The sequence below is a fragment of the Paenibacillus phytorum genome (genome assembly GCF_013141715.1).
GTDB classification, from domain to species: Bacteria; Bacillota; Bacilli; order Paenibacillales; family NBRC-103111; genus Paenibacillus_E; species Paenibacillus_E phytorum.
This window is the reverse complement of record NZ_WHOA01000241.1, coordinates 235,508-247,662: the sequence shown is the minus strand read 5'-3', so window position 1 is coordinate 247,662 and position 12,155 is coordinate 235,508. Positions and strand designations below refer to the sequence as shown.

9 protein-coding genes and 1 other annotated feature are annotated in these 12,155 nt (G+C 45.1%); of the genes, 4 read left to right on the top strand and 5 right to left on the bottom strand.

All coding sequences use genetic code 11. The features are described 5' to 3' along the window. The first annotated feature begins 119 nt into the window (after positions 1–119). Positions 120–719, top strand: coding sequence for a 30S ribosomal protein S4 (gene rpsD, locus GC098_RS34320; protein WP_057302933.1), 600 nt, complete (start codon positions 120–122; stop codon positions 717–719). 46 nt (positions 720–765) lie between these two features. Here rpsD and tyrS read toward each other — a convergent pair whose 3' ends face one another. After that, positions 766–2,025 (bottom strand): tyrosine--tRNA ligase, encoded by a 1,260-nt coding sequence (tyrS, locus tag GC098_RS34315; RefSeq protein ID WP_171648658.1) that lies wholly within the window; start codon positions 2,023–2,025, stop codon positions 766–768. A 51-nt stretch (positions 2,026–2,076) separates the two neighbouring features. After that, positions 2,077–2,354: a binding site (T-box leader), on the bottom strand. Between the two features lie 128 nt (positions 2,355–2,482). Between tyrS and GC098_RS34310 the strand changes: the two genes are divergently transcribed. After that, positions 2,483–5,617: a transglycosylase domain-containing protein gene (locus GC098_RS34310; RefSeq protein ID WP_171648656.1), complete on the top strand. Its 3,135-nt coding sequence runs from the start codon at positions 2,483–2,485 to the stop codon at positions 5,615–5,617. 116 nt (positions 5,618–5,733) lie between these two features. Here the strand turns inward: GC098_RS34310 and acsA are convergent, their stop codons facing one another. Beyond that, a complete protein-coding gene (acsA, locus tag GC098_RS34305; RefSeq protein WP_171648654.1) occupies positions 5,734–7,458 on the bottom strand; it encodes an acetate--CoA ligase in 1,725 nt (574 codons plus the stop codon). 223 nt (positions 7,459–7,681) lie between these two features. Here acsA and GC098_RS34300 point away from each other — a divergent pair, with 223 nt between their 5' ends. Together GC098_RS34300 and GC098_RS34295 are read left to right on the top strand one after the other, a co-directional pair. After that, positions 7,682–8,320, top strand: a complete 639-nt coding sequence (locus tag GC098_RS34300) for a GNAT family N-acetyltransferase (RefSeq protein WP_171648652.1) — start codon at positions 7,682–7,684, stop codon at positions 8,318–8,320. A gap of 69 nt (positions 8,321–8,389) precedes the next feature. After that, positions 8,390–9,574: an acetoin utilization protein AcuC gene (locus tag GC098_RS34295; RefSeq protein ID WP_171648650.1), complete on the top strand. Its 1,185-nt coding sequence runs from the start codon at positions 8,390–8,392 to the stop codon at positions 9,572–9,574. 68 nt (positions 9,575–9,642) lie between these two features. On the opposite strand, the gene GC098_RS34290 is transcribed toward GC098_RS34295, so the two are convergent. The 3 genes from GC098_RS34290 to GC098_RS34280 form a co-directional block, all read right to left on the bottom strand. Beyond that, positions 9,643–10,344: a 5'-methylthioadenosine/adenosylhomocysteine nucleosidase gene (locus tag GC098_RS34290; protein WP_171648648.1), complete on the bottom strand. Its 702-nt coding sequence runs from the start codon at positions 10,342–10,344 to the stop codon at positions 9,643–9,645. 88 nt (positions 10,345–10,432) lie between these two features. After that, a complete protein-coding gene (gene ccpA / locus GC098_RS34285; protein ID WP_312880513.1) occupies positions 10,433–11,437 on the bottom strand; it encodes a catabolite control protein A in 1,005 nt (334 codons plus the stop codon). 274 nt (positions 11,438–11,711) lie between these two features. After that, complete coding sequence (locus tag GC098_RS34280; protein ID WP_171648646.1) at positions 11,712–12,119, bottom strand: hypothetical protein; 408 nt, start codon at positions 12,117–12,119, stop codon at positions 11,712–11,714. Positions 12,120–12,155: the final 36 nt, after the last annotated feature.

Genomic DNA, 12,155 nt, shown 5'->3' with positions numbered 1-12,155 from the left:
AACTACTCTTGTCAGGGAATCACAATATGATTCGTAAGCAAAACCAGGCACTTGTCTTCACCCTGACATCTAGATGCTATCTACTAAACTAATTGTTGAAAAGAAGGAGTTTTTCCTAAATGTCACGTTATACAGGACCTAAATTTAAATTAAGCCGTCGTGTTGGTATTTCTTTGAGTGGTAACGGTAAAGACTTGAAACGCCCATTCCCTCCAGGTCAACATGGCCCAGGACAACGTAAAAAAATGAGCGGCTATGGCGTTCAATTAAATGAAAAACAAAAACTTCGTCACATGTACGGTTTGAACGAGAAGCAATTCCGCAATTTGTTCGATAAAGCTTCCAAACTAAAAGGTATTTCCGGTGAGAACTTCATGATCTTGCTTGAAAGCCGTTTGGACAACCTGGTTTACCGTCTTGGTCTTTCCAACTCCCGCGCAGGCGCGCGTCAACTAGTTGCTCACGGTCACGTAACTGTGAACGGCAAAAAAGTAGATATCGCTTCTTACATCGTATCTACAGGTGACGTTATCGCTCTTCGTGAAAGAAGCAAAGGTCTTTCCGCAGTGAAAGAAGCTCTTGCTAACCGTAACTACCTGCCAACTTACCTTGAGTTCAACGACGCAAGCGTAGAAGGCAAGTACATTCGTTTGCCAGAACGTTCTGAGCTTCCACAAGAAATTGACGAGAAACAAATCGTCGAGTTCTACAGCCGTTAATAAAAGCAAGCCCCTCAGGGATTTCCCTAAGGGGCTTTTTTTTTCGTTAAGCAAACTGTACAAGGTAGTAATTCTTTTTACCGCGGCGAATAATGATGTAAGACTCTCCGAGTCTACCCAAATCTCTAGTAACTGCTTCGAATTGCGTCACTTTAACGCCATTGACCGTGACAGCACCACTCTCAATATCTTGACGTGCTTGGCGTTTGGACGGTGCCGCTCCTACGGAAATCAGTAAATCAACCAACGCAATATCATCTTGATCTATGGTTGCAGATGGAACATCCTTGAACGCTTCTTCAATCTCCGTACGTGAAAGATCCTGAATATTACCACTGAATAAAGCAGTTGTAATGTTAAGTGCACTTTCTAACGCTTCTCCACCGTGTACTAGCTTCGTAACTTCTCGGGCAAGCAATTTCTGAGCCTCTCTCTTCTCAGGCTGAGCTTGCACTTCTTCCTCGAGACGTTCGATTTCCTCATGCGAAACGAAAGTAAAATATTTCAGAAAACGGATGACGTCATTATCGGCTGTGCCCAACCAGAATTGGTAAAACTGATAAGGAGATGTTTTGCTTGCATCCAACCAAATAGCTCCGCCTTCTGTCTTCCCGAACTTTTGACCATCACTTTTTGTCACAAGCGGCAAGGTTACCCCGTAGGCACGTTTATCTGTGGACTTACCGATAAGCTCAAGACCAGCCGTAATATTACCCCATTGGTCACTTCCGCCAATTTGCACAGAGCAATTTTTCGTTTCATTGAGCTTCAGGAAATCGTATGATTGCAGAATCATATAGCTGAACTCTGTGAAGGAAATCCCTTTGGAGATCCGTGAATCAACAGAATCTTTTGCCAACATGTAATTAACGGTAAAGTTTTTGCCTACATCACGAAGGAATTCGATGACATTCAGCGATCCTAACCAATCGTAATTGTTGACAAGCTCTGCACTATTTTCAATTTCATTTGAGAAGTCGAGAAAGCGAGATAACTGATTTTTGATGCTTTGTGACCAAGCCTCGACAACTTCAGGCCCATTGAGTGTTCGCTCATTGGCTTTTCCGCTAGGATCACCAATCAGCCCTGTTCCCCCGCCAACGAGCGCCAAAGGAACGTGACCAGCGAGCTGAAAGCGTCTCAGAGTAAGAATAGGCAGCAAGCTACCGATGTGTAAGCTGTCCGCGGTCGGGTCAAAGCCGCAATAAAGCGTAACACGCTCCTCGCTAAGCTTTTTGTCCAAGCCCTCCCGATCCGTAATTTGATGAAGCAGTCCGCGAAACTCCAAATCCTTCAAAATATCCATGTTCATCCATCTCCTTTTTCTTTAAGCATACAAAAAAAGCCTTCTTATCCACAAAGGGACGAGAAGACTTGACTCGCGGTACCACCCTAATTAAAACAGCAGTTACGTACATCTATAACAGTTGTTATGTGCACGGCTAGCTATTTTCACTCAAGAACCTTTAACGGGGTTTAATCGGCAAATACTACTTGTGCAGCTCATGTTGCTGCAGGTTCCCATTCACTGCTCAAGACCGTAATTCACTAACCTGCAGGTACCGGTTCACACCATCCACCGGCTCTCTGAAAGCATCCACAAGCTACCTACTGCTGATCTTTCAACGCATTTGATAAAAATTTATCACATGTTTCTGGGTGTTGTCAAACCATGTCGGCATCGTTTCTTCGCTTCATCATTACCGCATAAGGTGCAGTTATGGTATACTATTAGGGTTCATGTAAGGAGGATATTGGAACTTATGCGCAATTTTTTCGCGAAATGGAATCGCCCTTGGGTGAGAACTACATTCAAAGTAACTTGGATTACCTTAAAATGGACCATCATTAGTGCCTTTTTGGCGGGAATTGTCGGTGGATCTGCCGCATTCGGGTATGTCAGTGCCCTAGTCAAAAAAGATCCTGTACGCACCGAAGAGGCCATACGTCAGCAGATGCAAGAAAATGCAGTCACAGGCTTCGCTTACTTCAATGATGATGCCGTCATTGGTCAATTGCGAACTGAGGAAGACCGTCGTCTCGCTCAGCTTGATGACATTCCGCAGCTTCTGTTAGACGCTGTCCTCGCCATTGAAGACAAAGACTTCTACAACCATCGCGGTATCGATATCCGCGGGCTTTATCGGGCAGTAACTCAGAAACTGTTGAACGAGGAAGTTCAAACAGGTGGAAGCACGATTACGCAACAGCTTGCCAGACGGGTATTTCTTACACTAGACCGTGATGATGGCCGTAAAGCAAGAGAGCTGCTGTTAGCGCTCCGGATGGAACGCCTAATGTCCAAGGATGAAATTTTGCTCGCTTATTTGAACAAAATTCCTTATGGCAATGGCGCGACAGGGTATAATCTATATGGGATTAAAGCAGCTGCCAAAGGTCTCTTCAACATCGACGATCTGGATAAGTTAAACGTTGCTCAAGCCGCTTACTTAGCCGGTCTGCCGCAATCCCCATCGCAGTACTCTGCATTCACGAGTAAGCCTGACTTTGATGAAGATGGTTTCAAAAAGGCGGTTACGCGTGAACAATTAGTACTCAAACGTATGCTGGAAGAAAAGAAAATTACGAATGAACAGTACCAAGAAGCACTTAAGTTTGATCTCAAAGCTTCCATGCCCCCTGCGGCTCAGAAGGCTTACACGACTTATCCTTACCTAATGATTGAAACGGAAAAAGAAGCTGCTGAAATTTTGCTGAAGATCCAGAAGCCTGAGCTTGATCCTAAGAAAAACCAGGCCGCTTATAATGAAGCGTTAAAAGGCATACATACTCAACTCTTACGTGGTGGTTATCAAATCTATACAACTATAGATAAGACCATTTATGATTCCATGCATGAAATATCGAGTAACGATAAAAACTTCGCCCCTACGGATGATAAAAAAGGCATGGAACAAGTTGGGGCCATCATGATCGATTCTAAATCCGGAGCTATCAAAGGGATGATTGAGGGGCGCAATTTCTTCGAAGAGCAGCTCAATCATGCCACACAAGCATTCAGACAGCCTGGATCAACTATGAAGCCCATTGCCGCCTATATACCAGCCTTAGAGAAAGGGGCCATTCAACCGGCTAGTATCGTGGATGATATCCCTATTATTCTAAAAGACGGTGTCAAAGGCTTTCATCTTCCAGAAAACTGGGATCACAAGTTTCACGGGTTAATGACAGCAAGAAGAGCTTTAAACCAGTCTTACAATATCCCAGCCATTGATATATTTTTGAATAAAGTTGGTATTAATGATTCTTGGGATTTTGCAAAAAAACTCGGTATCACGTCGATTCAAAAAGAAGATTATTATGCCCAGACCGGCGTAATCGGCGGACTAAGCCGAGGAACTTCGGTGAGGGAACTGACCGGCGCTTATGCATCTATTCCGAATAAAGGCTCATTCAATGAGACGTTTATGATTCGCGAAATCAAAGATTCAAATGGCAAAACGATTTATACTCATGATATAAAGGCAACCCCTGTCTATTCCCCACAAAGTGCGTATCTGATTACAGATATGATGAAAACGGTGGTTAGCCAAGGGACAGCAACTGATTTGATGAAAAAGTATAAATCATATGGCAAAATTGAGATATCTGGCAAAACTGGTTCAACGCAAGATGATGCCGATGCTTGGTTTATGGGCTTTACCCCTGATATTACCGTTGGTGTGTGGATTGGTTATGACCAACCGATTAATAAATTGTCTTCCAAAACATTGCAGACGAATCACGCCAAGGATATATGGGCGCTAATTATGAACCGAACAATCGAGCAGAAACCAGATCTCTTTCCTACCAAAACATTCGCCAAACCGGATGGTATTGTCTCGGCAACCGTATCCAGTTTATCCGGCAAGCTGCCAAGCGAATTAACGTCGAAGTCCGAATTTCTAGTTACTGATATTTTCAACAAGAAATATGTACCTACTGAAGTCGACAATGTGATGGTACGGATGAAAATCAGTTCATTTGGCGGACTCAATTACATGGCGCAAGACAATACGCCAGCAGATTTCGTGCAAGAGAAAACGGTCATTAAGAGACAAAAATCGATCAGTCAATTGCTCAAAGAAATCGAAGTTGCCATGAGTAAACTTCCTGAAAAAAGCCGTAAGTCGATCGATAATTATAAGCCAACAGATTATGACGATGACGCACCATCCGAAGTTGACCCTCGGGTTGATGACGGCAAAGAGCCCGCAGCACCAGCGAACGTTGTAACAACCAAGTCCGGTGACACGGCAACTATTGCCTTCCAGGCAAGTCCGAATCCTGATATCGTCGGCTATCGCATATATCGTTCTGATAACCGCGGCAAGTTCCAGCTCATGGGCGGCAAAGTTGTCTTGGCAGGCGCTGAGACGAAATTTATTGATCAAATCCCCGGATCTAGCTTAATCGGTTATTATGTGACAGCAGTCGATGTAGCGGGGAAAGAATCGGCACCTAGCCACTCCTCTTTTACAGATGGAAGCTCGCTTGATTCATTGTTCGTACCTTCTGTCGATGGCAATCAAATTCCAGGAGCTACTAACCCTCCATCAGGCTCCAATGGTGGAATTATCGGTGAACCCATCGGAACCGACAACGGTAACAATGGAAGCACAAAGGACCTACCTGCCGCACCAACCGGTATTAAAGCCAAAGCGGATGGCGCAGGTGTGATGTTAACTTGGAAAGCCAATACGTCCAAGGATAAAGTAAAGAAGTATAATGTTTATTTTAGTGACAAAGAAAAGGGAACGTTTAAGAAGCTTGGTTCTGTTGAGGATGCGACCGAATTTCATTACTACGCAGCAGCTTACAACGGTTATTACAAAGTAACTGCTGTCAACGATGCGGGCGAGTCAAAGCCCTCCGCTTCTATCGCCTACAACAACTAAATCATTAAGTAGAAAGACCCGGGTACCCGGGTCTTTTTTTATTTCAAAAGCTGCTATATACGCAATAAAAAGCCTTCCTTACACCATAGATCTGGTGCAAAGAAGGCTTGATTGCCTTAGTCTTCGATCGTCGATAAGTCGCCTGTTGGCAAATTGAGCTCCCAAGCTTTAAGAACACGGCGCATAATTTTACCACTGCGTGTCTTAGGCAGCTTGTCTTTAAATTCAATTTCGCGAGGAGCTGCGTGGGCAGAAAGCCCTTCTTTAACAAATTTGGAAATATCCGCTTTGAGCTCATCAGATGGTGTGTAGCCTTCACGCAGGGCGATAAACGCTTTAATAATCTCTCCACGCATTGGGTCAGGCTTACCAATAACCCCAGCTTCTGCAACCGCAGGATGCTCAACAAGCTTACTCTCCACCTCGAATGGACCTACCCGCTCGCCTGCAGTGTTAATTACATCATCCACACGACCTTGGAACCAGAAGTACCCCTCTTCATCCTGATAAGCCGAATCACCGGAAACGTACCAACCTGTCAAACGGAAATATTCTTCGTACTTAGAAGGGTTATTCCAAATTTTGCGCATCATCGAAGGCCACGGCGTTTTGATAGCTAGGTTCCCCATCCGATTAGGAGGCAAAATGTTCCCTGCATCATCAATAATAGCCGCTTCGACACCCGGAATTGGACGCCCCATTGAACCAGGCTTAATCGTCATGGAAGGATAGTTACAGATAAGTTGTCCACCTGTTTCTGTCATCCACCAAGTGTCATGTATACGTTGGTTATAAACTTTCAGCCCCCAACGTACAACTTCGGGATTTAACGGTTCGCCTACGCTAAGTACGTGACGAAGCGAAGACAGATCAAACCCAGTAGCAACATCATCACCGGCACCCATCAACATACGGAAAGCAGTTGGCGCACTGTACCAAACGGTAACTTTATATTTCTGAAGCGTATTGTACCAATCTTGGGGACTGAAGCGTCCACCGCGAATAACATTCGTTGCACCATTTAACCATGGAGCAAAGATCCCATAGGAAGTTCCCGTTACCCAACCTGGATCCGCTGTACACCAGTAAATATCATCTTCTTGAAGATCTAATACAATCTTACCCGTATAATAATGTTGAAGCATGGCGTTTTGAACGTGATAGACACCCTTCGGTTTACCCGTTGAGCCAGACGTATAATGGATAATTAATCCATCTTCACGATCCAGCCACTCGATATCAAGTTCGGTAGAAGCGCTTTCCATCTCTTTGTAGAAATCAACTTGTCCCTCACCTAACTCCACATTTTCACCAACGAGAATAACGTGTTTCAAATGAGGAAGTTCATTATAAGGAACACGCGATAGTAAACTTGGTGTCGTAATAATCGCTACAGCTTCACTATCTTCCAAACGGTCTCTAACTGCTGTTTCCATGAAAGCCTCAAATAATGGCCCAACAACAGCACCTACTTTGAGAGTTCCAAGTAACGAATAGTAAAGTTCCGGTGTACGTGGCATGAAAATAAAGACGCGCTCGCCTTTACCAACGCCAAGACCTCGAAGTACATTACCAAACTGATTAGATTTCGCTTTCATTTGTCCATAAGTGATTGCTTCTTCTCGCTGACTATCGCTGTAATAAAGTGCGATTTTATCCTTTTTGGATGAGTCAGCATGACGATCAATCGCTTCATATGCCATGTTAACTTTACCTGTTTCATACCAGGAAAAGCTCTTCTCGATGTCTTTCCAGTCAAATGTCGCATGCGTTTGTTCATAATTGATCATGTTAGGATTAGTGGATACAGCTTCAATGAGTTCAACTTTCATTTGATCCATGTACGTAAAACCCTCCTCACGTGGTAAACCGCTTTCACTTTACTGATTAATTCAAGCAAAATGTGATCGATTTTTGACATATTCTATTATATCATAATAGGAAATATTCGCCTACGTTAAAAATTCGTCTTTTAATTCAAACCAAAGTTTGGTATAAGAATACTATGACCTAACGGAAAAGGAAACGTTCATCATGCTTTTTTTCAAAAGGAGAGCTAAGGTTATGCAGCATATCAAAATATACCACTCACACAGCTTGCGCGCAGCTCCCGATCAACCTGAAATTATCATAGAAGGTCCTGTTTCAGCAGAAACCTTGCAGGAGCTTGTTATGCATACCAAATTAGATGCGTTCCGCAGACCTAAGGAGCAGTTAGAGGCACTAGTCGAAATTGCACAATTACCTGAAGGACGTATCATCATAGCAAGAGACGGCTCCACCATTGTCGGTTATGTCACCTTCCACTATCCAGACGAGATTGAGCGTTGGTCACAGGGACATATGCAGGATTTAATTGAACTGGGCGCCATAGAAGTTGCAGACGACTACAGATCCATTGGATTAGGGAAAAAGATGATTCGACTCGCTTTCGAAGATGAGCAGATGGAAAATATCATCTGTTTCACCACAGAGTATTATTGGCATTGGGACTTGGAAACAAGCAAATTAACGGTCTGGGAATACCGTCAAATGATGGAGAAGCTCATGAAAAGCATCGACATGATCTGGTTCGCTACGGACGATCCAGAAATATGCTCACATCCAGCCAACTGTCTTATGGTAAGAATCGGCAAAAGGGTGCCGATCTCTTCCGTTGAGCAGTTTGATCGCATTCGTTTTCAGCAGCGTTTCATGTATTAATTTCTAAGTAATCGCGGGATTTCTAGGGCTTCAAGCGAAATTGTTAGTCCATTCGGGGGAATAAGGGATATGAACAAGAAGGCAAATCCTGTCTTTATCTATGATGATCAAGAAATTCAATATAAATTTAATGAAAACCACCCGTTCAATCAAGATCGCCTTACGATGACGGTGGATCTGCTGCGAAAAGCCGGCGCGCTCCCTGACAGCGCGCTGCGGGCTCCTCGTTCCGCGACAGATAGCGAACTGCTGCGGGTTCATTCACCCGCTTACATCGAAGTGGTGAAAGCGCTTAGCTGTTCCGTGCCGGAGGAGCATTGGGTCCGAGAAGCAACGCGCTTCGGACTTGACACCGACGACACGCCTTACTTCGCCGGGATGCATGAAACCACGGCGAAGGTCGTGGGCGGCTCCATCACCGCTGTCGAGCTGGTGATGTCCGGTAAGGCTCCGCACGCCCTTCACCTGGGCGGCGGCTTGCACCACGCCCTGCAAAGCAAGGGCGCAGGCTTCTGCGTCTACAACGACGCGTCAGCGGCGATTGCGCACGCAAAAGAGATGTACGGCGCAAAGGTGCTGTACATCGACACAGATGTGCATCATGGAGATGGCGTGCAGTGGGGCTTCTATGCCGATCCTCAGGTATGCACACTTTCTATCCACGAGACGGGGAAATATTTATTCCCCGGCACGGGTGCCGTGAACGAACGCGGCGAAGGCGACGCGTTCGGCACGAACATAAACATGCCGGTGGAGCCCTACACCGAGGATGAGTCGTGGCTGGAGTGTTTCAGTGAGGTGCTTACCGAGACGATTCGCAGCTTCCAGCCAGACGTCATTATCTCGCAGCATGGGTGCGATGCCCATGCTTTCGACCCGCTCGCGCATGTACATTGCTCCATGCGCGTGTACAAGGCTATGCCCGAGCTGATTCACTCCCTTGCGCACCAGTGGTGCGAAGGGCGGTGGATAGCGCTCGGGGGCGGCGGGTACGACATCTGGCGTGTCGTACCACGTGCTTGGAGCCTGCTCTGGCTCGTCATGAGCGAGCAGGCGATCTTAGATCAGCTGGAGGCGCAGCCCCAGCTGCAGCTGCCACAGGCGTGGCTGGACGCCTGGCAGAGCAAGAGCCCTGTCCAGCTGGTAGATACGTGGCTGGACCCCGTAGATGCTTGGGCGCCGATTCCAAGGCGCCAAGCGATTGCCGAGAAGAACCGGCAAACGAAGGAACTCGCCATGATGTATTTGAAGTAGAAATAAAAGCTCAGAACCGCCATTTCGGCGAAATTCTGAGCTTTTTATACTATCGTTTTTATCCATACTTATAAATGTTTCACGATATCCTCAACCATTTTGTACGAATTCTCAGATGCCTGAACCGTAAACTCGGCAAAGTTAACGTGAGCTGAACCATCTGCTTTATCGGACATCGATCGCAGCACGACATAAGGAGTGGCATTCATCGAGCAAACTTGAGCAACAGAAGCCCCTTCCATTTCAACACAAACGCCGCCAAGCTCTTCATACAGGCTAGCAACAACTTCCCTGCTTGCAATAAACTGGTCCCCAGAGAGTACTCTCCCCTTTTTAACCTTGCCTGCAAACAGTTTTTCACCTGATGCAACAGCCAACTCAACAAGTTTGCTATCCGCTTCGAAGGTGGATTTCGCTTCATAAGGGATGACACCACGAGGAAACCCAAGTGCAGTAACATCCATATCATGCTGCATGCATTCACTCGATATCACGAGATCCCCGATATTCAGCTCTGGATCTAAGGCTCCCGCTACTCCTGTAAAAATAACAGCTTCGACGCCGAAGTTATCAATTAAAATTTGGGTTGTCACAGCCGCATTCACTTTCCCTACACCTGTCCGGCACACAACAACTTGCTTGTCAAAATACGTACCTTCACGAAACGTAATACCAGCTTTGATCGTTTCACGTACATCGGTCATATGTGAAACTAGCAGCTCTATTTCTTCGTTCATCGCTCCGATTAGAGCAATTTTATTCCATGTCATTTTATTATCCTCTTTCCCTTATCAACATGAGAAAACCTCTACCGAGATCACCCCCAAAGGAATGACCTCGCTTAGAGGTTTGATTTGATTAAGATTGTGTAACGGAGTTGCGGTAAATAACTTCGTGCGGTAGGATAACCTGCATGTTATCTGTTGACTCTTTATTCATCAGCTTCGTTAGAAGACGCATCGACACGGCGCCGATATCATACATCGGTTGGGCTACTGTCGTTAAAGTCGGTCTAACCATGGAAGCCATGCGAATATTGTCCACGCTAATGACTGCGATATCTTGCGGCACTCTGAGTCCATTGTCTTGAATCGTATGAATGGCGCCAATCGCCATCTCGTCTGTTGCGGAGAAGATCGCTGTTGGTCTTGGTGAAAGCTCCAAGAAATAATTCACAGCGTCTACACTTGACTCATAACGATAGTTCCCAATGCGAACATATTCATCACGCAGTGGAATGCCTGCTTCATCCAATGCTTTTTTGTAACCTTGATAACGCGCAAATCCATTCGCTGGATCATGCAGCGTTCCGGATATCATCGCAATGTCACGATGACCGGCTTCAATAAGCACATTCACAGCATCGAAAGCAGCTTTCTCATGATCGATATCCACGGATGCCATGGCTTGGTTCTCATCCTTCGTGCCGCATAAAACGACAGGTACGGAAGACGTGCGGAATGCCTGTGTATGTTCCTCAGTTACTACGCCACCCATGAAGAGCAATCCATCAACTTGCTTCTCAAGTAAAGTGTTAATAACACGAATTTCTTTTTCTTTCTTCTTGTCCGCATTACACAAAATAATATTGTAATGGTACATATTTGCAATATCCTCAATCCCACGTGCCACTTCAGCAAAAATGGAATTGGAAATATCAGGGATGACAACACCAACAGTCGTTGTCTTCTTACTAGCTAAACCCCTTGCTACCGCATTAGGACGGTATCCGAGCCGCTCAATGGCTTCAAAAACCTTCTTGCGTGTTTGTGGCTTAACGTTAGGATTGTTGTTTACAACCCTAGAAACGGTTGCCATCGAAACTCCTGCTTCTCTTGCTACATCATAAATGGTTACGGTCACGGTTACTCTCTCCATTTTCAAAAGTATTCTGCGATCCTAGTATATTATCGTTATGATACGACAAATTAATCCATCTTGCAATGTATATTGAAAATGCTTTGAAAATAATTTCATTGTTTTTTCAAAAGATGTACACATTATGCATGGATAAATGACTCCATCGTCCTTTAGAGACGAGTGAGTTCGTCAAGGTTGATGCGAAGCTAAAGTATAATCTTATTCTTTCATATCAACTATAAAAAGCCAACCCCCAATGGGATTGGCCATATACTGCTTATGTCGATATTGCACTCTGTGTGATTTGTGATAACCGCTTGCGAATTTCTTCGGTCCATGGTTCATCACCCAGCGATTGTGCTAGCAATAAGATGTCCAAAAGTTCATTGATTCGTTCTTCAACGATCTTTTCCATGGAATCATTCATATGCTCTTTTTCCGTCACCTTCAGCAGCAGAAAAGCAACTTCCGAAAGCTCATGAAAAAAGAGCTGCTGCTTCTCAGGTTTACTCCCCAGCCTACCGATTAAACCGGAAAGTTCGGGTTTAACATGAGGAACAACTTCACTGCGACCACATGCTTCACAAGAGTAAATAGGTACATTCTCAATGTCGACTTTGTTTTGATAAATAACCGTACGCAGACGAAGGTTCATCGTGCGTCCGCACTTACAATACTTTTGCATTCTAACACTCCTTCACTGGCGGGCGGCATGTACATG